The sequence below is a fragment of the Bradyrhizobium sp. GW821-FHT13H05 genome, assembly GCF_058804065.1.
The window spans coordinates 251,046-273,078 of the sequence record NZ_JBXAPO010000005.1 but is presented as its reverse complement, the minus strand read 5'-3'; the positions used below and the strand labels follow the sequence as shown (position 1 = coordinate 273,078).

Here is a 22,033-nt window from a genome sequence, read left to right as displayed (position 1 = left end):
AACCCGAAATCCCTAAAATTGCACCCAATCCGTCAGGGTTCGGTTGAGCACGCCTCTTAAGGGCCAGAGAACCTGATCCGGCTTAGGCTGACGCCAAATCCAGTCCCGTGCTTTTGGGGAAGCCATGAACGCGCCAGCCAAATCCGCCGCCAAACGCCGGCTTCTGCTCGCCTCCGACCGGAGCGATGCGAGCACCGAGCTTGCCAGCATCCTGAAGGCGGTCGGCGAGGTCTCGACGGTAACGACGCAGGAGATTCCCGAGCAGCCCTCGCGCGATCTCTCCGGTCTCGTCGTCGACATCAATCTGCGCTCGCCCGAGAGCGTACAGCGCGTGCGCAACAAGCTGCGCGGCGATGCCTACCATTCGATGCCGCGGCTGTTCGTGCTTGCCGATGCCCTGCATCACGGCACCATGCAGGCCTGGGCGCTGGGCGCCACCGACACGATCTCGCGCCCGCTCCAGCCCGACGCCATCCTGCAGCGCATCCGCGCCGCGTTTCCCGACACCGCCACCTATGACGCGACCGATCGCGGCAAGACGCTCAACCGCGGCGTCGAGGCGGCGCATGCGGTGCTGGCAAAGATGTTCGAGAAGCTGCCGCTCGGCGTGCCCCTGACCTTCGACGACGTCATCGCCGCCGAGAGCAAGATCCTGAAGGCGATCAAGCACTCCTCGCTGCGCGAATGGCTCACCACGGTCGGCTGCCACCATGTCGGCAGCTATCGCCACTGTCTGTTCGTCACCGGTTTTGCGGTTGCCTTCGCGCAGCACCTCGGCATGCGCGAGGACGACCAGCGCCGCCTGACCCGCGCCGCACTGCTGCACGACGTCGGCAAGGCCTTCGTTCCCTCCGTGCTGCTCGACAAGCCCGGCAAGCTCAACGACGAGGAGATGGCCGAAGTCCGCCAGCATCCGCGCCGCGGCTATGATGCGCTCGCAGCCCAGGGCGGCTTCCCGCCGGAGATGCTCGACGTCGTGCTGCATCACCACGAATTCCTCGACGGCTCCGGCTATCCCAATGGCCTGTCGTCGAACCAGATCAGCGACATCGTGCGTCTGACGACCATCGTCGACATCTACGCCGCCCTGGTGGAGAAGCGCGCCTATCGCATGCCCTTCACCCATTCACGCGCCTTCACGATGATGGAAGGCATGGGCGGCAAGCTGGATCAGCAGCTGCTGCAGGCGTTCCGCCCGGTGGCGCTAGGATCATTCTAGGCGAGATGCCGTAGGGTGGTGGGTTACGCCTTCGGCTAACCCACCCTGCGAACTCACCCCACCATCTTCCTGAGCTCCGCCTTCGCCACCTTCTCCAGCGTCGAGCGCGGCATGTCGTCGACGAGCCTGATCTCGCGCGGCACCTTGAAGTCGGCAAGGCCCTTGCGGCAGGCGGCCATCACGCTGTCATGCAGGTCGGGCGCAGCGCCCGCGACCCCGCCATGCGGGATGATGAAGACGACAGGCACTTCGTCCAGCATCGGATGCTTCTTGGCCACAACCGCCGCCTCGCGCACGCCGGGCACGAGCGCAATCACCTGCTCGATCTCGGAGGCCGCGACGTTCTCGCCGCCGACTTTCAGCATGTCCTTGGCGCGGTCGCCGAACCTGATGAAGCCGTTTTCCAGACGCTCGACGCGGTCGCCGGTGAGGAAGAAGCCGTGCTCGTCAAAACTCTCGCGCGTGGCTTTCTCGTTGTGCAGATATTCGGCGAACAGCGACAGGCCGGGGATGCCCTTGATCGCGAGATTGCCGGTGTCGCCGATTTCGGTCGGCCGCCCGTCATCGTCGGTGATGCGGATGACATATTCCGGCGCGGCGCGGCCGATCGACATCGGGATGTTGGGCTGGTCGACCTCGCCGACGATGCCATGGGTGATGGTCTCGGTCATGCCCCACCAGCCGATCATCTTGACGCCGAACGCAGCGAAGGCGGGCGGCTCGTTGATCGCGGTGCCCCACAGGCGGAATTTGTGATCCTTCGGAATCTCCTGTTCGAGCAGCGCCTTCATGCAGAACGGGATGGTCGAGGTCCAGGTCGAGCCGTGCTCGCGCGCCACGCCCCAGAACCGGCTCGCGGAGAAGCGCGGCTGGATCACGCAGGTCGCCCCGACCCACAGCGCTGCCAGCATCGAGTAGGCGAGGGCATTGGTGTGGAACAGCGGCAGATAGGTCTGGTGCACATCGCTTGCATGAAGGTCCTCATGCGCGGCATTGATTTTGGCGCCCCACAGCGCGTTGGCATGGGTCCACAGCACCGCCTTCGGCCGCGATGTCGTGCCCGACGTGTACTGCACGCTGCACGGCGCCAGCGGATCGGTCGCGCGTTTGGGACGATCGGCGCTGTCGGCGAACAGCGATTCAAAACTGTCGCCGCGCGCCACGGCTTGCGCAGGTGCCGCACCGGCATCATGCGACGTCACCGCCATCCAGCGGATGTTGCGGCAGTTCTGCGCGACGATCTCCGCATAGGCCGGCTGCGTGATCGCAGCGACCGCGCCGCAATGATCGGCGAAATATTCGATCTCGGCAGGCGCCGAGCGGGTGTTGGTGGTAACAGCGATGGCGCCCAGCTCGACGCAGGCAAACCAGGCCAGCAGTGCCTCGATGCAATTGTCGAGATGAATGAGCACATATTCGCCCGGCTTCACGCCGCGTTTGACCAGCCCCGCCGCCAGCGCGCCGACCCGCGCGTGAAATGCGCCATAGCTCCAGCGCCGCGCCGGCGCGTCGAACGGCGCCCAGATCAGGAACGGATGATCACGGCGCACCTCGGCGCGCATCTTCAACAGCCATGGCACGTCGAGCCCGTCGAATGGGCCCACGATTCCGGCTGCACTCTGTTGAATAGACATGAATCCTCCCCGTGCAGCCTGCATCTTGCGTGCGGCGGCCTTTTGATGATTGCGTCTTCCTGCCATCGGATGACGCGGGGAGCAAATCGGGGAGGGCGGTCTCTCCGCCGTCATTGTGAGGAGCCCTTGCGACGAAGCAATCCAGCGTCCCTCCGCGGAAGCGATTCTGGATTGCTTCGCTTCGCTCGCAATGACGGTGTCCGGGACGGGCAGCAGGGCCCTACCGGCCACCGTCCTCGTATGACGAGATCTCGATCAAGCTCCCATCCGGGTCCCGGCAATAGACCGAGCGCAGCGTGCCGCGGGCGCCCTGCTTGGGAACCGGGCCTTCCTCGATCGCGACGCCATGTGCCTTCAAATGCGCCACCACCTCGTCGGGCGCAGCCGAGGTCAGGAAGCACAGATCCTCGCTGCCGGCGGTCGCCTGGTTCGCGGTGAACCACTCCACCTTGTCGGCATCGCGCGGCCGGACGTTGATCTTCTGGTTACCGAACTGAAGGGAAGTCCGCGGCGCTTTGCCGCCACCGGGGTCGAACACCTTGACTTCCATGCCGAGAATCTTGCGGTACCACTCGGCGGTCACAGCGACATCGGCGACGTTGATCACGAGATGATCGAGAGCTTCGACCTTGACCGGCATGCCTTATCCTTTCGTCGTGATGCGCGCCGCGCACTATCCGCCTGCGACAAGCTTTGTTACAACCGCAACGACGCCACTTTCAAGATATCTGGCCTTCAAGAACAACACCTGGGAGAACCCTTGAGATGATCACTCGCCGTAACGCGCTGGGCCTGCTTGCCGCCACGCCTCTTGCAGCCAGCCCGCTGTCGAAAGCCTTTGCCGCCGACTATCCGTCCCGTCCCGTGAAGTTCGTGGTCGGCTATCCGCCGGGCGGCGCCACCGACATTCTGGCCCGGTTGATCGGCCAGCGGCTGTCGGAAAAGTTCGGCCAGCAATTCGTGATCGAGAACAAGCCGGGCGCCGGCAACAATATCGGCACCGAATCCGTCATCAACGCCGAGCCCGACGGCTACACCGTGCTGCTGGTCAATCCGGCCAACTACATCAACGCCACGCTGTACGCCAACCTCAAGTTCAACTTCGTCCGCGACATTGCGCCGATCGCCTCGTTCCAGCGCGTGCCGAACGTGATGACCGTCAACAAGGACGTGCCGGCCAAGACCGTTCCTGAATTCATCGAATACGTGAAGGCCAATCCCGGCAAGGTGAACATGGCTTCCTCCGGCAACGGCACCTCGGTGCATCTGTCCGGCGAGATGTTCATGGCGATGACCGGCTGCAAGATGCAGCATGTGCCCTATCGCGGCGCTGCGCCCGCGATCACCGACATGCTCGGCGGCCAGGTGCAGGTGATCTTCGACAACATGCCCTCGATCATCCAGCACATCCGCTCCGGCTCGCTGCGCGCGCTCGGCGTCACCACCGCGCAGCGCTCGCCGCAACTGCCCGACGTGCCTGCGATCGGCGAGACCGTGAAGGACTACGAGGCGAGCGCGCTGTTCGGCATGGGCGCGCCGAAGAACATGCCCAAGGACCTGATCGCCAAGCTCAACACCGAGATCAACGCGCTCATGAAGGAGCCCGACATGACCAAGCGCCTGGTCGAGCTCGGCGGCGATCCGCTGGTGCAGACGCCGGAAGCGTTCGGCCAGGAGATCGAGGCCGAGACCGCCAAGTGGAAGAAGGTGGTCGAGTTCGCCGGCCTGAAAGTCGAGTAGCGATGTTGTGATGACCGGGGATGGAGCCCTGCCATCAGGCAGGGCTTTTTTCTTTCGTGCGTCGGCTCGTTGATCTGGAATAAAACGCCGCGGCGAAACCTGATGATAGATGGCGCCGTATCTCGCGCCACCAAGAGAGGAGTTGGGATCATGCGCAAGACGCAATTGGCGTTGCTGACGCTGGGCGCGACGGTCCTTGCCGGCGTCGTCACCGTCATGCCTGCCGCGGCGCGCGACTATCCCTGGTGTGCGCAGGGCGGGGAATACGATTATCCCGGCGAATGCGCCTACAGCACCTATGAGCAATGCCAAGCCAGCGTGTCCGGCCGTCTGCTGTATTGCGGACCCAATCCGCTGACGGCCTATGGCCAGGCGCCGCAGCGTCAGCCGCAGCCGCGCCGACGCACCCGGCCCGTCGCGCCCTACTAGCCGCGCCACCTTCACAGCACTGACGATCGGGCCTGGGTCGCGATCACGTCGTCGTGCAGGCCCGCGCAGGCGGGTTCCTGCTTGACGCGCCGTCGTTCGCATCTATACTAAACCATATGGTTAAGTATCAGGATGAGGCGCTCGACCGAACCTTTGCGGCGCTGTCCGATCCAACGCGGCGTGCATTGTTGGCTCGCCTCGGCGAGCAGGACAGCCTGTCCGTGAGCGAACTTGCGGCGCCGTTTCCGGTCTCGCTGCCGGCGATCATGAAGCATCTCGACGTGCTCAGCGATGCAGGCCTGATCGTGCGGGAGAAGACCGGGCGCACGGTCTCCTGCCGGCTCACCGCGCAGCCGATGGAACAGGCGATGAACTGGCTCAATCGCTACGCGCAGTTCTGGTCCGAGACATTCGATCGCCTCGCCGCCTTTGTGGAGGAAGAGACATGGCCAACGCAGCCGTCAACACCGATCCCCGCAGTGCCGAGCAGCCAACAGAACGGCCAAGCCTCACGCTCACGCGCCGGCTCCGCGCGCGGCCGGAAAAAGTCTACGCCGCCTGGACGCAAGCCGCGCAGCTGATGCAGTGGTTCGGGCCGCCGAACATGAAACCGGCGACGCTGAACGCCGAGCTCGACGTCCGCACCGGCGGCCGCTACCGCATCAGCTTCACCCGTGACGACGGCGAATATTTCGAGGCCGGCGGCACCTATCGTGAGGTCGTGCCGAACGAACGCCTGGTCTTCACCTGGGCGTGGCACTCGACGCCGGAACGCGAATCGCTGGTGACCGTCACGCTGAAACCTGACAGCGCCGGCACGCTGATGGTTTTCCACCACGCCCAGTTTGTCGACGAGGCTGCCCGCGACAACCACCAGCGTGGCTGGACCTCGTTCCTCGACAAACTCGATGCCTTCGTCGCCTGACCTCATGGAGGACGCCATGCCGCAACATCAGATCGTCTCGCGCGAGCAGTGGATCGCGGCCCGCAAGGCCCATCTGGCGCATGAGAAGGAGCTTTCCCAGGCCCGCGAACGCCTCGCCGAGGAACGCCGCGCCTTGCCCTGGGTGAAGGTTGACAAGACCTATGTGTTCGAGGGACCGGACGGCAAGGTGACGCTCGGCGATCTCTTCAAGGGCCGTCCGCAGCTCGTCGTCCAGCATGTGATGTTCGCGCCCGATTGGGACGCCGCTTGCAAGAGCTGCTCGTTCTGGGCCGACGGTCTTGACCGCATGGTGCCGCACCTCGCCGCGCGCGATACAACGACGGTCGCGATCTCGCTGGCATCTAGTGCAAAGCTGGAGGCGTTCAAGAAGCGGATGGGGTGGACGTTTGATTGGGTCTCCTCGGGCGGCAATGACTTCAACCACGACTACGAAGTGTCGTTCACCCGCGAAGAGATCGACAAGGGCGTGCCGAAGTACAATTTCGGCACCACGCCGTTCTATGGTCCGGAGCTGCCCGGCATCAGCGTGTTCCTCCGCAATGAGGCCGGCGAGATCTTTCACACCTATTCCTGCTTCGCCCGCGGCCTCGACATGATGAACGCGGCCTATCAGTATCTCGACCTCACGCCGCTCGGCCGTCACGAGGATGGCCTGCCCTATCCGATGGACTGGGTCCGCCTGCGCGACCAGTACGAGCCGCCGGCGTCGAAGGGGGCGTGCTGCCACGGGTAAGGGGCACGTTCGGCCTGCACCAGCGGTGCCATCGCCCGGCTTGACCGGGCGATCCAGTATTCCGAGACGATAGCGCTTGAATCGAGAAGCCCCGGCGTACTGGATTCCCCGCTCTCGCGGGGAATGACAGCAGTGATTGGCGATTTCCCTGTCCTCCGCCTTACCGCTTCGCGTCAACCTGCTCGGTGGCGTTGCACGAGATCAGCATCGTATAGGGTCGTGCGTTGCCGGCGATGTCGGTGGTCTTGAGTTCGCCCTTGGGCTCGGCGGTCTGGTAGGGCACCACGGAATTGTCGAGGAAATCGCGGAGCGCGCCGGTCTTGATGGCGAAGTTGATGTTCTCGGGAATGTTGCCGGTCGCGGCGGCGATGCGCAGTACGGGAATCTTCGCGGTGACAACGCCCACGATTTGCCCGGTGGTGTCGAACAGTGGCCCGCCGCTATTGCCGGGCTGCACCGGCGCGCTGATTTGCAGGAAACGCGAATCGTTGCGCATGCCGCTGAGCGAGCTGACGATGCCGGTGGTCACGGTGAAATCGGAGGTCAGAAGGCCGTGGTAGGGAAAGCCGATTGCGATGATGGAATCGCCGGACCGGATCGAGCGGTCGCGGATCCGGGCAAACTCCTTGAATGTCGTCGTCGACGGCGCTTGCAACAGAGCCAGGTCGTTGTTCGCATCGCTCGACACGACGCGTAGCACCATCGAGGCCTCGCCGGTGAGGTTGCCCTTGATGTCGCCGACGCAGCCGTCGATCACATGGTTGTTGGTGACAACGTGGCCATTGGCGCTGACCACGAAGCCGGTGCCGCTCTTGGCCCGGGCAGCCTTGCTGCCGGCCGGTGGCGCCTGCTTGTCCGGCGCAGGCTGGGGCTTTGCGGCGGTCTTGGTGAAGTCGCCGGCCTTGTCGAGCCCGTCGGCTTTCACCTTGGTCACGCAACTGGCCAATGCGGCGATCACGGGGCCGGTCGAGGTCAGGTCGAAATTCAGAACGGCGCGGCCGGCTGTTGCCACCATCAGGCTCGCCTTCTGAAACGTGCGCACGACGTTCAGCGGCATGATGGCCGTGAGCATGTTGGACTGATACGCCGTGGCGTACAGCCTGGCCTGCTCCTGCCCGTCAAAGGTCACGTCGATCGCGGCGCTCTCGCCCTTGTTGAAATGGTAGCTGGGACTCGCAAAGGCCAGCGACCACGTGCCGGCGGCATTTTGGCTCACGACGAGGATGACACCGTTTGCGTAGGGCGTCGTGGCCGCGCAGTGCGAGAAGGCGCCCGTCTCGTCATTGCTGAAGGCGCCACCGATCCAGTTTCCGACATTGACGCTGCCGAACGGCCCCTTCGCGTGCGCGACGCCGGCGACGCTCACCTGCAACAGAGACGCAACGACAAATGACTTGAGCCACATACCTACCCCCCGGAGCCCCTTTGGAAACATCTTAACTGCCGGGGCAGGGGGCGCGCAACCCGCAGTTGTCTGTTCGAGCCTGGGGCTCCCTGAGGCGACTTTCGCCCTTGCCATTACTTTGCGATGCGATATACTTTGCAATACAAAGTAAGGGGCGGACGGTCCCTGATCCAAGGGCGGAGCGAGGTTTTGGCGTTGCCGATGCGCGATCTCGACAAGGCACTGGCCGATATCGTGGCGATCCGCAGCCAGATTGCGGCCGGCACGGCGTTTCGCGGTTACGGCCCGGCCACGATGGCCGCGACCGGCGCCATCGCGCTTCTCACCGCGATCCTGCAATTCTGGCTGCTCGGCGATGCGACCGGCGAGCCGCTCGGTTTCTTCTTCGGCTGGCTCGCCGCCGCCGTACTGTCCGGCCTGATGATCGGCATCGAGATGCGTGCGCGCTCACGCCGCCATCATTCGGGTCTGGCCGATGCCATGATCCACCAGGCGGTCGAGCAGTTTCTGCCAGCCGGCGTTGCCGGCGTGCTGCTTGCGGTGGTGATGTGGAAGTTCGCGAGCGAGACGCTGTGGCTGTTGCCGGGCCTCTGGCAGATCCTGGTGTCGCTCGGCATTTTCGCCTCCGTCCGCTCGCTGCCGCGCACCGTGGCACTGGCCGGCGCCTGGTATTTCGTTTCCGGCTTCGCGGTCGTCGTGCTTTCGAGCCAAACCCACACGCTATCGCCATGGACCATGGGGCTGCCTTTCGTGATCGGGCAGTCGGTGATGGCTGGCATTCTTTATTTCGCGTCCGGAGACAATGATGTCGAAGACTGACAGCGCGCCTTTTTCCTATGAAGGGCTCGACCGCGTCATCCACGAGAAGGCGAGGCTCGGGCTTCTGACCTCGCTGATGGCGCATCCGAAGGGTCTGGCCTTCGCCGATCTCAAGCAGCTTTGCGGCCTCACTGACGGCAATCTCAGCCGGCATCTCGCCGTACTCCAGGAAGCCGGGCTGGTCGAGGTGACCAAGGGCTATGAGGGCAATCGCCCGCACACCACTTGCCGCCTGACCAAGGCCGGCCGCCGCCGCTTCCTCGACTATCTCGCCGTGCTCGAGCGGCTGGTGCGCGACGCCGCCAAGGCCGCCGGCCGCGAAGCGCCACTGCTCGGCCGTCTCGGTATCGCCTCGACCTGATCCGCCCCCTTTTGACCGGAGACTTTGCAATGCAAAGCGACATCACCTCTCGCAACGAGAAGCTTCATGTCGGCATCATCATGGACGGCAACGGACGATGGGCGACGCGGCGCGGCCTGTCGCGCGTGCGCGGCCATGAGGCCGGCGTCGAGACAATCCGCCGCATCGTCGAGGTCGCGCCCAGGCAGGGCATCGGCACGCTGACGCTCTATGCGTTCTCCACCGACAATTGGCGCCGGCCGAAGACCGAGGTCGGCGCGCTGATGACCTTGCTGCGCTTCTATCTCGCCAACGAGGTGCAGAGCCTCGTCAAGAACGGCGTGCGCCTCACCGTGATCGGTCGCCGCGACCGGCTGCCCGACGGCATCGCGACTGCGATCGCGCGCGCGGAGGAGGCGACTGCGCACGGCAATACGCTCCACCTGCGCATTGCCGTTGATTACTCCGCGCGCGACGCCATCCTCAACGCAGCGGCGAAAGCGGCCGCGTTGACCAGCCTCACCCGCGAAGCCTTCTCGCAGCTCGTCACCGGCGAAGCCGGTCTGCGCGACGTCGATCTCATCATCCGCACCTCCGGCGAGAAGCGGCTGTCGGACTTCCTGCTGTGGGAAGGCGCCTATGCCGAGCTGCACTTCACCGAGCGGATGTGGCCCGAATTCGATGCGAGCGATCTCGCCGAAGCGCTCGCCGCCTTCCACGGCCGCGAGCGCCGCTTCGGCGGCCTTCAGGCCATCATGCCCGAGGAGGTGCCGTCGCTCTCGCGTGTGTGACGTACGGCACAGGACAACGGGCTGTTCGTTTTCGGCCGCATGATTGGCAGCGATGTCCAAGCCGGCGGCGTGCGGTCTCGGTTAGGTGTGCGGTCCACGCAACCTGCCGAGAGCATCACGCATGTCACAGTCGTTTCCGGGAGCCGTCGTCGAGCCGGTTGAGCTGGCCGAAGCGAAGGGCATGGTCTGCATCAGGACCGCCGGTGCATCCGATGTGGCGAACCTGTCGGTCTATTTCACCGGCCTGTCCACGACGTCGCGCAACAAGCGCTTCATGGGCGCGCGGACCGACCTCACTGTGGTCGCGGCCGAATGCGTGGCGAAGGCCGGCCGTCCCGATCATTTCACCTTGCTCGCCGAGGTCAGGCAGGACGGGCAGCACACCATCATCGGCGAAGCGCACTACGCCTATGATGCGGCGGCACGGCATGGCGAGTTTGCCATCTCGGTCGCCGATGCGTTCCAGCGCCTCGGCCTCGGCTTGCAGATGATGACGGCGATGGAGACGCGTGCGACCGGTCTTGGCCACGAGATGATCGCCGCCGAGACCGCGCGGACAAATGCCGAGATGCGCGGTCTGGCGAAGAAGGCAGGTTTTTGCGACACCGGCCTCGGAGACTGGCAGTCGGTTCACCTCGCCAAGCGCCTGGCGCGATAGCCGTCCGCGCGTTGCCGCCTGGCACGGATCGTGCTCTAGTATCGCATCGGTGGGTAACCCCAGCGATGGGAGCTTTCGCAAGATGCGCGCAGTCCTGGATTATTGCACCGGCGGAACCGAGCGGCAGTTTGCGGCCGGTACGCTCGTCGTCAGTGAGGGCGGCACCACCGGCCGTCTCTATGTGCTGATGCAGGGCAAGCTCGAGGTGCTCAAGGGCGAGATGGTGGTCGCGACCGTCACCGAGCCCGGCGCCGTGCTCGGCGAGATGTCCGTGCTGCTGGGCCAGCCACACACCGCGACGGTGCGGGCTTGCTCGGACGCTGTCGTCTACGAGTTCGAGGATGCCGCATCGTTGCTGAAGCAGGAGCCGGAGGTGGCGCTGCTGATCGCAAAACTGCTGGCGCAGCGGCTCAACGTCGCCAATACCTATCTTGCCGATCTCAAGCGGCAATATGCCGGCCACGGCACCCACCTCGCGATGGTCAGCGAAGTGCTCCAGAGCATGATCAACCTGCCGCCGCTCGAGGTCTCGCCAGGCTCGGATCGGCAATCCGACCCAAGGATGTGAGCCAGTCCGGCGGCTCCGCGATATAGGCCGCCGGCCGCTTCAGCGGTGCGTCGAGGTCGATCCACTGCGCCTCGCCGGCCGCCAGCCAGAACGCCTTGTTCGCATCGAGATCCAGCACGATATGCGTCGGCGGCCGGCCCGGCTGCAGGCCGGCGTTGAACACCCAGGTCTGGCCCAGCCGGTCGAACCACGAGCCGTCCTTGATGAAGGGTGACTGGTGCACATGGCCCGAGATCACCATCGACGGCTGATATTGCATGATCCACTGCACCAGCTCGACATCGCCAAAGAAGCGCTTGCCGCCCCAGCTCGTCGGCGAATTCGCCGGCGGCGCATGATGCGCCCAGATCCAGCGCTGTGGCCGGATGGCAGAAGCATTGCGCAACTGCTCGACGATGCGCTGCTTGACCAGCGGCCCGTCCCACCACGGGCACGCCGTGAACAGCGTGTCGCCGAGGGTGAGATTGTCGCCGTCGCAAGTGATCCCAAGCTCCCGCACCTCCGAGATCCAGCGCGAGATCTTTTCGCCCTCCGCGTTACGCTCGTCGAGGTCGTGATTGCCGGAGCAGAGGATCACGCGGGTCTTTGCCGCAAGCAGTGCGAGATACTTCTTCACCACCACGATCTGCGCGCGAAAATCCACCATCGAGCCGATGTCGAGCGCATCGCCGGCGAAGATCACGAGGTCGAAATGCGGCGCCGCGCTGACCAGCCAGTCGAGCTGCGGCAGCGAGTAGTGCAGGTCGGCCACGACCAGGCAGCGCATTGAAAATCCGTCGGCGAGAGATTGAAAATGTCAGGGGATTCCAAAACGGCATAAAGCAAGAAGCAGACCAGCATGGCCGCCCCTCGCCGTCAATCCAATGAGCGGCAGCATGCTGCGGCGCGTTGCAGCATGCAAGGAGCCTGACGTCGCGGGGCTGGACCGGACCATCGAATTCTGATGTCGTGGCGTACCTTCAACGCGCGTGTCCGCATGACCTCCTTCAAGACCATTCGTGCCCGTGCCGAGAAACGCAAGGGCGGCCCCAAGGCGCTCGAAAAGCTGATGCCCGACAAGCCGGACCTGAAGGGGCTTGCAAAGCTCGGCGACGACCGCATCCTCGCCGAGATGACGAAGCGGGTGTTTTGCGCCGGCTTTGCCTGGAGCGTGATCGAGTCGAAATGGGACGGCTTTGAAGATGCCTTCCTGCATTTCAAGCCGGCCAAGCTTACCTTCCAACCGGAAGACTATTGGGAAGGCCTGCTGCGGGACGCGCGCATCGTGCGTAACGGCGCCAAGATCATGTCGGTGCGCGACAACGCCGCCTTCGTCCAGGAGATCGCGAAAGAGCACGGCAGCTTCGGCAAGTTTCTTGCGAAATGGCCGCCGTCCAACGAGATCGGCCTGCTCGACCTTCTCACCAAGCGCGGCAGCCGCTTGGGCGGCAACACCGGCCAGATGCTGCTGCGCTTCGTCGGCTGGGACGGTTTTGTCACCTCCAGGGACGTGGTCGCGGCCTTACGCGAGGCCGGCCTCGACATCGCCGAAGAGGTGAAGTCCAAGGGCGATCTCGCAAAAGTGCAGGCGCAGTTCAACGCCTGGGCTGACGAGACCGGTCTGTCCTACACATATCTGTCGCGCATCTGCGCGCTCTCGGTCGGTGAGAACCGCAGCGAGCATTAGGTCACCGGAAATCAGGAGAAGCAAAATGGCAAAAGCCTATTGGGTTGCGACCTACCGCGCGATCAAGAATCCCGACGCCATGGCGGCTTACGCCAAACTGTCGCGTCCGGCCATCGAGGCCGCCGGTGGCCGCGTGCTCGCGCGCGGGATGCCGGTTGCGGCGTTCGAGCACGGCCTGATGGAACGCGTCGTTCTCATCGAGTTCGACAGCGTCGCGAGCGCCAAGGCGGCGTATGAAAGTCCGGCCTACAAGGCCGCTCACGATTTGCTCGGTGACGGCGCGGACCGCGACATCCGGATCGTCGAAGCTGCCGAATAGCGTCGCCGGCTGACGAATCGTGAACATCGTGTGACGATCTCGTGCCGCTCATGCGGCGGATGAAACTCGCGATCACGAAATTTATTTCACGGGAACGTTTGTGCGCAGCACCCGTTCGGAGCTTGAGCCAGGCGAACAAGGCGCAGGGAATGCGTGCCTTGGCTCAGCAATGAAACCGGATATGAAACGGAGCAGCGCATGAAGCTAACATCCGAGCAAGTGAAGCAGACCATCACGCAACTCGGCGCCCAGGTGCTGCCCGACGAACATCCCGCCATGCCCCAGCTCAACAGCATGTTCGGCGAGCACACCTTCTTCGTCGACGAGACCGGCCTTAAGGTGCTCGAGCCAACCGCGTCATTGGCTGCGGACCGCCAGACCGGCGAGGTCGTCAGCCTCGCCGACTGGAGCGATGCCGAACTGACGCGCCTGATGGCCCACGAGCCCGAGCCGACCGGTGTGATCGTGGTGTTCGAGCATATGAGGCATTGAGCGGCCCGGACAATCGGCATGGTCATCGGAGGTGGGATTGAAAAATCCCGCCTCCGTGGGTCGTTTCAAATTCCAAACGTCAGTTGCGGCGGCGCGTCGTCACCGTCCTGAAGCGACGACAGCGACACCCCCAATAGTCTGATGCGCTTGGGCAGCGGCATCTCCACTTCGAGCAGGCCACGGGCTAGTCGCTCCAGCTCGCCCCGGTCTGCGACCGGTGCCGGGATCGACCTGCTGCGCGTGATGATCTCGAAGTCGGCAAACTTGACCTTCAGGGTGACGGTGCGGCCGCGGCTGCCTGATGTCTCGCAATGGCGCCAGACCTTGTCCACGAGCGGCCTGAGCTCGGCGGCCAGCGCGTCGAATGCGTCGAGGTCGGTCGAGAACGTGGCCTCCGCCCCGATCGACTTGCGGATCCGGTTGGCCCGGACCGGGCGTTCGTCGACACCGCGCGAGATCCAGTAGTAATAGGCGCCCGATTTGCCGAAATTCGCGTTCATGAATTCCAGCGTCTGGTTGCGGATGTCGAGGCCGGTGAACAGGCCGAGCGCGTTCATCTTCGCAGCCGTCGCCGGGCCGATGCCGTGGAATTTGCCGACGGGGAGCGTCTCGACGAAGGCGGGCCCCATCTCCGGCGAGATCACGTACTGACCGTTCGGCTTGCGGTGATCGGAGGCGAGCTTTGCCAGAAACTTGTTGTAGGAGATGCCCGCTGAAGCGTTGAGGCCGGTCTCGGCCTTGATTGTCTCGCGGATCCGCAGCGCGACGTCCCGCGCCAGCGGGATGCCTTGCAAATTTTCCGTCACGTCCAGATAGGCCTCGTCGAGCGACAGCGGCTCGATCACAGGGGTGTGCTCGGCAAAGATCTCGCGGATCTGCCGGGAGATCGCCTTGTAGACCTCGAAGCGCGGCCTGACGAAGATCAGGTCGGGACATTGCCGCTTCGCGGTCACCGATGGCATCGCGGAGCGAACGCCGAACTTGCGCGCCTCGTAGCTCGCGGCCGCGACGACGCCGCGCTCCGCGGAGCCGCCGACCGCGACCGGCTTGCCGCGCAGCTCCGGGTTGTCGCGCTGTTCCACGGACGCATAGAAGGCATCCATGTCGATATGGATGATCTTGCGCACCGGCGAGGCGTCGCCAGTCACCGTGTCGGATTCGCTCATGGAAAGATGATACAATTGCGCAAGGCGAAGCGCGAGGTGATGGATGTTTCAGCTGTTGGTCTTCGTAGCAGGAGTGGTCGGCCTCGGCTGGCTGATCGGTGCGACCAATCTCCCCGGCACGTGGTATGCGGGCCTCGCCAAGCCGGGCTTCGTGCCACCGAACTGGGCGTTCCCGGTGGCCTGGACCGTCCTCTACGTCATGATCGCCATTGCTGGCTGGCGGACGTTTCGCCGTGAGCCCATGGGCAAAGCGATGCAGGCCTGGGCCGCGCAACTCGCTCTGAATTTCGCGTGGTCGCCGGTGATGTTCACGATGCACTGGATCGGAGCGGCGCTTGTCATCCTGATCTTCCTGTTCATCGCGATCGCGACCTACATCCGTCTCGAGGCATCACGAGACAGGCTGGCCGCCGCATTGTTCGTGCCCTACGCAGCCTGGGTCGCCTTCGCCGGCGTGCTCAATGCGGCCATCTGGCGTTTGAATTGAGGCGTCCAGTTTAGAGTCCATCAAACGGCAATCTCAAGCTTGTGAGTGGCGAGCCTAGGCACGCGTTCCTATATTTCCGTGCAGAGGACAGAACATGCAGTACAGCTCCGAACTCATTCAGACCATGCGCCAGGCCCTCGAGACCGTGATGGCGAGCGTGCCGGCCCATCAGTCGGTGTTCGGTCTGAAAGCAGCCGTAGCCGAATGCATCCTGAAGGCTGCCGCGCATGGGCATACGTCGTATGACGGGCTGGTGACGGTCGCGTCGGACCAGATCAGGTCGATTGTCGCGATGCTGACGTGAGAGCGGGCTGGATGTCTGGAGGAGCCCTTCCGGTTCGAAGCCTCACTCAACAGCGGTTCAAAATGGTGGCGCCGATGAGAGGACTGATCATCGGACGTGGACGCAGCTCCTCGGCAACTGTTCAAGTGCATCGTGCAAGGCCGATGGCAGCGGCTCCGTCGAGTAGAACGAAATCACCACAGCCAGCGCGTTGGGCTCGATAAGGCCGCTCAGCACCTGCTGGTGGCGGGCCTTGATGGCGTCTACGTCGTAAGGTCGCTGCATGGCATCGAAGGGATCGATGATGAGGATGAGCGCATCCGCCCGTAGGGTCGCGCTCGGAGGCTTTCCGGCCATGGTCAGCGGCGCGTTGCTTTCCGCGAGCCATGCCTTGGCTACGGCCGGGTCGGCGGCGAGGGCTGCGCGCAACACCTCGATGAACGGCGCCGGGCGTGTTGTCGGAGAAGGCCCGACCGAGACAAGGCCGCTGCACACCAGCTCGTAAGCGCGCATTTCCGACTCGCCAGCGCTTTCCAGGAGCCGGGCCCAGCGACGTGCGGCGGCGAGATCGCCAGTGCGTTCGAGGTAGCGTATGAGGCGCGCGTAGGCCGGCATGCACCAACTTGCATCCTCCTTGGCGATCAGGCGCATGGCTTCGACGGCGCTGCCATCACCCTCGGCCAGTCGCGCCGCGGCGTATGCGAAGGCGACGTTGCGGTCTTCGGTGGCTTCAGCGTGCAGCATGGCCAGTTCGGCAAGCCCGCGTTTCGGCTCGAACCTGCGTAAAACTCGCGCGCGCTCAAACCGCCGCGCGGTCGGCCAGCCTGTAATTGCTTCAGGATCGGCTGCGAGCAGCGGCGCCTCGATCAGCTTGTAGCGCGTGTAGGCCGCCGCCCACTCGACGGTCTTTGCCTTGCGCCAGCGGTCGTTATATTCCGCAGCGACAGTCGGCCAGAAGCCGCCGAGCAGGACCGAACCGGCCGGGCTCTCGCGTGGGGCGATGCTTGGTTGCAGGCCGAGCGCCGTCGCCCGCGCGGCCAGTGTCGGATGTGTGTCGAGCCAATCGGCGGAGCGCGAACCCTCGTTGACCCCGGACGCGGTGACGAGGTCAAGCGATCTGCCCTCAAAGGCGTCGATCACGCGCTCCAGATAGTCGTCCGGCGGGGTCGGCTCGGTGTGCTGCCATTCCCCTTCGATGCGAGGCAACTCGTTGTTGCTCCATTCACCGAAGGCGTCGAGCCGCGCCAGCGCGCTCACCAGATGCTCACGGCCGACTGCACCGGCCGCATCGGTGTCTGCCTCGTACTCGCAGCGGCGCGACCAGACCATCGCTCGGCGGTTGAGGGCGGGAGCAAAAATCTCCGCGAAGCTGGCGCCGGCACGATCCAGTATGCTGCTTTCGCCGTCAATCTGCTCGGCGTGCGAGAGCCAGCCCAGGTGGGCTTGATAGAGCCAGTGACCGAGCCATCCGTGCCGGCGTGAGAAGTGCCCGAATTCGTGGGCGATGACGGCACGTACTTCGTCTTTGCCGAGTAGCGCCAGGAGCGGCACGCCGAGCGTCAGCACGCGGCGATTGCCGATGATGCCGAAGAGTCCGCGCGCCTCGCGCGCTCCCGCATTGGCCTCATCGTCCAGTCGCACCTCCATCCGCGGCCCGACATCGAGCTTCGTCCTCAGGTCGTCAAGTACGGCATGTAGATTGGGGGCGTCCTTTCGCTCGATCCCCTCGCCACTGTCGTGATGGCCAGGTCGCGTCAGCCAGATCAACAGGACGACAGCGAATGCAGCGAGGATGTCGATGAAGGTGTTGTTGGCCAATAGCGCGCCAAGCACGATGGGTGCGGCGAGGGGAAACACGCGAACGCATGTCAAAGCCGCATCGCCGGCAAGCACGAGCAGCGTCAGCTGAAGGCGATAGAGCCGCGGGCGACCTGCCGCCACCGCTTCGAGGCGGCGGATCTCATCGGGAGAGGGCGGTGGGAATGAGATCCGCATCGGCACCGGACTGGCGCACCCGACACGATTCGAACGTGTGACCTTTGCCTTCGGAGGGCAACGCTCTATCCAGCTGAGCTACGGGTGCAACGAGGGTTCATTTAGCCGATTGGCGGGGGGCGGGCAACCGCTTCCGCTGTCTCCGGTCAGGCTGATTTGCGGGCCATGCGGCCAGGAACCGGGGTGCTATCCCGGCCGAGGCCCGCGAATTCGGCCAGCATCCGTTCGGCGCAGACGACGCGGTTGCGGCCGAGCCGTTTGGCCGCATAGAGCGCCTCGTCGGCGGCGCCCAGCAGGTGGTCGGGGCCGCCATCGGCTTCACCCGGAATGTGGCTGGCGACGCCGACGCTGAGGGTGACGTGGTCGCCGGCGCCAATGGCGCCATGGGCGATCCGCAGGGCCATGACCGCGCAGCGGATCTCGTCGGCGATGGCGCAGGCGGCGTCGCGATCCAGGTCCGGCAGGATCAGCGCGAACTCCTCGCCGCCATAGCGGCTGGCCAGGTCGAGCGGGCGCACGGCATGGCGGCTGACGACATCGGCGACTTCGCGCAGGCACTCGTCGCCGGTCTGGTGGCCATGGCGGTCGTTGAACAGCTTGAAATGATCGACGTCGACGAACAGCAGCGCCATCGGCTTCTGCGTCCGCTGGGCGCGGGCCCATTCGCTCATCAGCATCTGGTCGAAGGAGCGGCGGTTCGAAAGTCCGGTCAGCCCGTCCTTGGTGGCGAGCTCCTTCAGCGCCATCTCGGCGCGCTTCTGGTCGGTGAGGTCGCGCAGCGTCTCCACCACGGCGATCAGATGGCCGGCCTCGTCATGGATCGGGCCGGCGTCGATGGCGAGATAAAGCTGGCTGCCGAGCTTCGGCATCACACACCAGTTCTCCGCGGAAAAGCCGAGCCCGTTATGGCCGCGCGCGGCATATTCCGAATAATATTCCGGCAGCTGCTCCGGGCGGTCGAGCGCGACCAGGTCCGCAAGGCACGGGCGCCTGGTCTCGTAGAAGGCCTGCCAGTGTCTTGTCGTGCCGATCACCTCGGAGGCGGCGACGCCGGTCAGGCGCTCGCAGGCCCTGTTCCAGATCACGACGCGGCGCTTCGGGTCGATCACGAAAGTCGGCACCACCAAATGCTGCATCAGCCGCACGGCATAGGAATCCGCAACGTCGACAGTCTTGGCGGGAGTGTTGCTCGGCTTCGCCATCTCAGGCCACCGCCGCCACAGGCGCGGCGTCTCCCGGACTGAACAGCTTGCGGACTTCGGCCGCCGGCTTCGGCTTGCTGAACAGATAGCCCTGCATCTCGGTGCAGCCGAGCGCGCGCAGCATCTCGCGCTGGGCCTCGGTCTCGACGCCTTCGGCGACCGTGGTCATGTGGCTCGCGGTGGCGATGTTCACCACGGCCTGCACGATCACGGGTGCGCCACTCGCTTCCGTCATGTCGGCGACGAAGCAGCGGTCGATCTTGATCTTGTCGAACGGGAAGCGCTTCAGATAGCTCAGCGAGGAATAGCCGGTGCCGAAATCGTCGAGCGCGATGCGCACGCCGATCGAGCGGAGCTGGTGCAGGATCGAAAGCGCCGCCTCGTCGTCGCGGATCAGCACGGCCTCGGTGATTTCGAGCTCGAGCCGGCGCGGATCAAGCCCGGACGCGGCGAGCGCGCCCGCAATCCGCAGCGCCAGCGTGTCGCATTTGAGCTGCACCGGCGAGACGTTGACGGCGATCCGCACATGCGCCGGCCAGGTTGCGGCCTCGTTGCAGGCGGTGCGCAGCACCCAGTCGCCGAGCTCGTTGATCAGGCCGGTATCCTCGGCGACCGGAATGAACTCCGCCGGTGACACCCAGCCGCGTTCGGGATGATGCCAGCGCAGCAGCGCCTCGCAGCCCGACACGGCGTCGGTGCGCAAATCAACCAGCGGCTGATAGTGGATTTCGAAGCCGCCGTTCATCAGGGCCTGGCGCAAATCCTGCTCCAGGGACAGGCGCGCCTTGGCGCTCGCATCCATTTCCGGCTCGAAGAAGCGGTGGGTGCGGCGTCCCGAAGCCTTGGCGCCGTACATCGCAAGGTCGGCGTTCTTGATGAGCTGGTCGAGATCGGTGCCGTCCTGGGGCGCCAGCGCGATGCCGATGCTCGCGTCGGTGGAGAGCTGATGGCCGAGACAATGATAGGGCTGCCGGATCGCCTCGTAGATCCGCGTCACGAAGGACAGCACGTCGGCGGAGGACTGGATGCCGGTCTGGATCACCGCGAATTCGTCGCCGCCGAGCCGCGCGATCAGGTCGCTCTTCTTGAGGCAGCCGCGCAAGCGGGTCGCGATCGCCTTCAGCAGCTCGTCGCCGACGTGATGGCCGAGCGAATCGTTGATGCCCTTGAACTCGTCGACGTCGATATAGAGCAGCGCGAACTGGCAGCCATCCGCGACCTTTTCCAGCTCGCGCTCGATCTGCTCCCGGAACAGCGTGCGGTTCGGCAAATCGGTCAGCGCATCGTAGTGCGCCATATGCGCGATCTTCTCATGGGCGCGCCGCCGCTCGGTGACATCCTCGATGACGCTGATGAGATAGCGCGGCTCGCCGGACTTGTCGCGAATGCCGATCCGGGTCGAGGTGATGTAGCGCGATCCCTTGGTCTGGCTCTGCCAGGCGTGCTCGTCCTTGAACAATCCCCCGGGCGCCTGCATCGCCTTGCTGTCGTCGTCGACGACGATCCTGGCGATGGGATCCGGATACATGTCGAACGGCGTTTTGCCGATGATGACGTCACTGGACTGGCCGAACTGCTCCTCGGCGGTCCGGTTGATCAGCAGATATTGCCGCGTCCGGGCATCCTTCACCGTGATCTGCGAGGGGATGTGATCGATGATCTCGCGCAGGAACATGTAGTTGCGGTCGCGTTCCTGCTCCAGATTGCGCCGCTCGGTGATTTCCTCGATCGTGGCGACCCATCCGCCCTGCGCCAGGGGGGTGTTGATGACCTGGAAGGAGCGGCCGTTGGGCAGCTCATGCATCCTGGTGGAGACCTTGCCTTCGGCGACGACCCGCATCACATCGGCGCAGAAGGCCTCGACGTCGCCGTTGAATGCGCCGCGTTCCTTGCGGTGATGCATGGCCTCGTGGATATGACAGCCGGGCTTGATGACGTCGGAGGACAGGCCGAACATGTCGGCGTAGCGGCGGTTGCAGGTGACGATGTATCCGGCGGCATCGTACAGGATCAGCCCTTGCGACATGTTGTTCAAGGCGGTGTCGAGCCGCTGCCGTTCCGATTCGATCCGCGCCTGGGCCTCGCGGTTCTGCCGGTCGATCTGGCGAATGATCAGATAGAGGATCAACGCGATCACGGCGGCCGAAAGCATCGCTGTGGTGACCATGAAGCCGGTCTGCTGCCGCCAGTCCGCAAGCGCGGCGCTCATGGTGTTGGTTGCGACGATGACCAGAGGGAAATGGCTCAGCGATGCGGCCGAGCCGAGGCGGTCCTCGGCGTCGATCGGACCTTTGACGCGCAGCGTGTGCCGGCCGCCTTCGGCCAGCATCTTGCGCATCAGCGGCGCATCCTTGAAATTCCTGTCGATCAGCTCCTCGATGTGCGGGTAGCGCGCCAGCATCTTGCCTTCGCGGTCGAACAGCGAGATCGCCGTGCCCTCGGCAAGCGCCACGGACGCGAAATAGTTCTGGTAGCTGTCCGGGTCGATGCGCCGGACCATCGCGCCGACGAAGGTACCGTCCGGCAGGCTCAGCCGCCGCGCCACGATCGTGGTCCATTTGCCGATCAGATAGGAGCGCACGGATTCCAGCGCGACCGGCTCGGCCATCGGATTCGATTTGAAGTTCTGGAAATAGGCGCGCGCGGCGATGTTGATCTTGGGCAGCGGCTGAGACCGCGACCAGTTGATGATCTCGCCATCGGCATCGTAGATCACGATGTCGCCGAGATAGGATACGGCGCTGATCTTGCCCCGCAGCATCTCATTGGCCGCCGGCCCCGACATCCGCTCGCGGAACATCGCGGGCGAGCTGATCCCCGGCAGGTTCATCTGCCCGATCAGGTCGGCGGCGACGACGTCGGAATCCTGGAATTGCTGATCGAAATGCCGCGCGATCAGCTGCACGGTGTTTTCCAGCTCGCGTTCGCGGTTGGCCAGCGTCCGCTCGCGAAACTCGCCGATGGCCATGGCGGTCACGGTGAAGATGCCCGCGACCAGCAACACGCCGCTCAGGGTCAGCCACAGCACGGGGCCGCGCCGCATCGCTGCCTCCCAGCCGCTTCGAGCGGCTAGGGACATTCCGGCTGCGATCCCTGTAACGAGCTGGCGCATTCCCCCTCCCTGCAGGGACAGGAATACAC

The 22,033-nt window shown here is 64.6% G+C and carries 24 protein-coding genes and 1 tRNA gene; 16 read left to right on the top strand and 9 right to left on the bottom strand.

Going from position 1 to position 22,033, the window contains the following annotated elements; genetic code table 11:
• Window positions 1-124 precede the first annotated feature (124 nt).
• On the top strand, window positions 125-1,219 hold the full coding sequence (locus AC1RR3_RS17995) for an HD-GYP domain-containing protein (protein ID WP_492824450.1): 1,095 nt from the start codon (window positions 125-127) through the stop codon (window positions 1,217-1,219).
• A 53-nt stretch (window positions 1,220-1,272) separates the two neighbouring features.
• Here the strand turns inward: AC1RR3_RS17995 and AC1RR3_RS17990 are convergent, their stop codons facing one another.
• The gene (locus AC1RR3_RS17990) at window positions 1,273-2,853 is read right to left on the bottom strand and encodes an ATP-dependent acyl-CoA ligase (protein ID WP_492824449.1); all 1,581 of its coding nucleotides are present in this window, start codon (window positions 2,851-2,853) and stop codon (window positions 1,273-1,275) included.
• A 220-nt stretch (window positions 2,854-3,073) separates the two neighbouring features.
• Window positions 3,074-3,493: a VOC family protein gene (locus AC1RR3_RS17985; RefSeq protein WP_492824448.1), complete on the bottom strand. Its 420-nt coding sequence runs from the start codon at window positions 3,491-3,493 to the stop codon at window positions 3,074-3,076.
• 125 nt (window positions 3,494-3,618) lie between these two features.
• On the opposite strand from AC1RR3_RS17985, the gene AC1RR3_RS17980 reads away from it, so the two are divergent.
• The 5 genes from AC1RR3_RS17980 to AC1RR3_RS17960 all read left to right on the top strand — a co-directional run bounded on the left by AC1RR3_RS17980 (window position 3,619) and on the right by AC1RR3_RS17960 (window position 6,701).
• Window positions 3,619-4,593 carry a Bug family tripartite tricarboxylate transporter substrate binding protein gene (locus AC1RR3_RS17980; RefSeq protein WP_492824447.1) on the top strand — a complete coding sequence of 325 codons (975 nt, stop codon included), beginning with the start codon at window positions 3,619-3,621 and terminating at the stop codon, window positions 4,591-4,593.
• A gap of 150 nt (window positions 4,594-4,743) precedes the next feature.
• The gene (locus tag AC1RR3_RS17975; RefSeq protein WP_492824446.1) at window positions 4,744-5,022 is read left to right on the top strand and encodes a DUF3551 domain-containing protein; all 279 of its coding nucleotides are present in this window, start codon (window positions 4,744-4,746) and stop codon (window positions 5,020-5,022) included.
• 116 nt (window positions 5,023-5,138) lie between these two features.
• On the top strand, window positions 5,139-5,603 hold the full coding sequence (locus AC1RR3_RS17970; protein ID WP_492824445.1) for an ArsR/SmtB family transcription factor: 465 nt from the start codon (window positions 5,139-5,141) through the stop codon (window positions 5,601-5,603).
• Window positions 5,603-5,947, top strand: coding sequence for an SRPBCC family protein (locus tag AC1RR3_RS17965; RefSeq protein ID WP_492824444.1), 345 nt, complete (start codon window positions 5,603-5,605; stop codon window positions 5,945-5,947). Before AC1RR3_RS17970 ends, AC1RR3_RS17965 begins: the two co-directional genes overlap by 1 nt.
• A 16-nt stretch (window positions 5,948-5,963) precedes the next feature.
• Window positions 5,964-6,701 (top strand): DUF899 domain-containing protein, encoded by a 738-nt coding sequence (locus tag AC1RR3_RS17960; protein WP_492824443.1) that lies wholly within the window; start codon window positions 5,964-5,966, stop codon window positions 6,699-6,701.
• A gap of 160 nt (window positions 6,702-6,861) precedes the next feature.
• Here AC1RR3_RS17960 and AC1RR3_RS17955 read toward each other — a convergent pair whose 3' ends face one another.
• Window positions 6,862-8,106 (bottom strand): S1C family serine protease, encoded by a 1,245-nt coding sequence (locus tag AC1RR3_RS17955; RefSeq protein ID WP_492824442.1) that lies wholly within the window; start codon window positions 8,104-8,106, stop codon window positions 6,862-6,864.
• 201 nt (window positions 8,107-8,307) lie between these two features.
• Between AC1RR3_RS17955 and AC1RR3_RS17950 the strand changes: the two genes are divergently transcribed.
• The 5 genes from AC1RR3_RS17950 to AC1RR3_RS17930 all read left to right on the top strand — a co-directional run bounded on the left by AC1RR3_RS17950 (window position 8,308) and on the right by AC1RR3_RS17930 (window position 11,282).
• Window positions 8,308-8,925: a hypothetical protein gene (locus AC1RR3_RS17950; RefSeq protein WP_492824441.1), complete on the top strand. Its 618-nt coding sequence runs from the start codon at window positions 8,308-8,310 to the stop codon at window positions 8,923-8,925.
• The gene (locus AC1RR3_RS17945) at window positions 8,912-9,286 is read left to right on the top strand and encodes a transcriptional regulator (protein ID WP_492824440.1); all 375 of its coding nucleotides are present in this window, start codon (window positions 8,912-8,914) and stop codon (window positions 9,284-9,286) included. The genes AC1RR3_RS17950 and AC1RR3_RS17945 overlap by 14 nt, the downstream gene beginning before the upstream one ends.
• Before the next feature lie 29 nt (window positions 9,287-9,315).
• Complete coding sequence (locus AC1RR3_RS17940) at window positions 9,316-10,056, top strand: di-trans,poly-cis-decaprenylcistransferase (protein WP_492824439.1); 741 nt, start codon at window positions 9,316-9,318, stop codon at window positions 10,054-10,056.
• 121 nt (window positions 10,057-10,177) lie between these two features.
• The gene (locus AC1RR3_RS17935; RefSeq protein ID WP_492824438.1) at window positions 10,178-10,714 is read left to right on the top strand and encodes a GNAT family N-acetyltransferase; all 537 of its coding nucleotides are present in this window, start codon (window positions 10,178-10,180) and stop codon (window positions 10,712-10,714) included.
• Between the two features lie 82 nt (window positions 10,715-10,796).
• The gene (locus AC1RR3_RS17930) at window positions 10,797-11,282 is read left to right on the top strand and encodes a Crp/Fnr family transcriptional regulator (protein ID WP_492824437.1); all 486 of its coding nucleotides are present in this window, start codon (window positions 10,797-10,799) and stop codon (window positions 11,280-11,282) included.
• Here AC1RR3_RS17930 and AC1RR3_RS17925 read toward each other — a convergent pair.
• Window positions 11,221-12,048: a metallophosphoesterase family protein gene (locus AC1RR3_RS17925; protein WP_492824436.1), complete on the bottom strand. Its 828-nt coding sequence runs from the start codon at window positions 12,046-12,048 to the stop codon at window positions 11,221-11,223. The two genes, AC1RR3_RS17930 and AC1RR3_RS17925, sit on opposite strands and share 62 nt — an antisense overlap.
• A gap of 210 nt (window positions 12,049-12,258) precedes the next feature.
• Here AC1RR3_RS17925 and AC1RR3_RS17920 point away from each other — a divergent pair, with 210 nt between their 5' ends.
• The 3 genes from AC1RR3_RS17920 to AC1RR3_RS17910 all read left to right on the top strand — a co-directional run bounded on the left by AC1RR3_RS17920 (window position 12,259) and on the right by AC1RR3_RS17910 (window position 13,759).
• Entirely contained in the window at window positions 12,259-12,948 is a 690-nt protein-coding gene (locus AC1RR3_RS17920) for a DNA-3-methyladenine glycosylase I (RefSeq protein ID WP_492824737.1), read from the top strand.
• 25 nt (window positions 12,949-12,973) lie between these two features.
• Window positions 12,974-13,267 (top strand): DUF1330 domain-containing protein, encoded by a 294-nt coding sequence (locus AC1RR3_RS17915; protein WP_492824435.1) that lies wholly within the window; start codon window positions 12,974-12,976, stop codon window positions 13,265-13,267.
• Window positions 13,268-13,465: 198 nt separating this feature from the next.
• Window positions 13,466-13,759 (top strand): hypothetical protein, encoded by a 294-nt coding sequence (locus AC1RR3_RS17910; protein ID WP_492824434.1) that lies wholly within the window; start codon window positions 13,466-13,468, stop codon window positions 13,757-13,759.
• Window positions 13,760-13,824: 65 nt separating this feature from the next.
• Here the strand turns inward: AC1RR3_RS17910 and dinB are convergent, their stop codons facing one another.
• Window positions 13,825-14,925 carry a DNA polymerase IV gene (dinB, locus tag AC1RR3_RS17905; protein WP_492824433.1) on the bottom strand — a complete coding sequence of 367 codons (1,101 nt, stop codon included), beginning with the start codon at window positions 14,923-14,925 and terminating at the stop codon, window positions 13,825-13,827.
• Between the two features lie 43 nt (window positions 14,926-14,968).
• Between dinB and AC1RR3_RS17900 the strand changes: the two genes are divergently transcribed.
• Both AC1RR3_RS17900 and AC1RR3_RS17895 read left to right on the top strand, forming a co-directional pair.
• On the top strand, window positions 14,969-15,412 hold the full coding sequence (locus tag AC1RR3_RS17900) for a TspO/MBR family protein (RefSeq protein ID WP_492824432.1): 444 nt from the start codon (window positions 14,969-14,971) through the stop codon (window positions 15,410-15,412).
• Between the two features lie 94 nt (window positions 15,413-15,506).
• Complete coding sequence (locus AC1RR3_RS17895; RefSeq protein WP_492824431.1) at window positions 15,507-15,716, top strand: hypothetical protein; 210 nt, start codon at window positions 15,507-15,509, stop codon at window positions 15,714-15,716.
• 87 nt (window positions 15,717-15,803) lie between these two features.
• Here AC1RR3_RS17895 and AC1RR3_RS17890 read toward each other — a convergent pair whose 3' ends face one another.
• From AC1RR3_RS17890 to AC1RR3_RS17875, 4 genes are all read right to left on the bottom strand, one after another.
• Window positions 15,804-17,690 carry a M48 family metallopeptidase gene (locus tag AC1RR3_RS17890; protein ID WP_492824430.1) on the bottom strand — a complete coding sequence of 629 codons (1,887 nt, stop codon included), beginning with the start codon at window positions 17,688-17,690 and terminating at the stop codon, window positions 15,804-15,806.
• An 11-nt stretch (window positions 17,691-17,701) separates the two neighbouring features.
• A tRNA-Arg gene (locus tag AC1RR3_RS17885) sits at window positions 17,702-17,778 on the bottom strand.
• Between the two features lie 58 nt (window positions 17,779-17,836).
• Window positions 17,837-18,892, bottom strand: a complete 1,056-nt coding sequence (locus AC1RR3_RS17880) for a sensor domain-containing diguanylate cyclase (protein ID WP_492824429.1) — start codon at window positions 18,890-18,892, stop codon at window positions 17,837-17,839.
• A gap of 1 nt (window position 18,893) precedes the next feature.
• Window positions 18,894-21,971: a bifunctional diguanylate cyclase/phosphodiesterase gene (locus AC1RR3_RS17875; protein WP_492824428.1), complete on the bottom strand. Its 3,078-nt coding sequence runs from the start codon at window positions 21,969-21,971 to the stop codon at window positions 18,894-18,896.
• Window positions 21,972-22,033 lie beyond the last annotated feature (62 nt).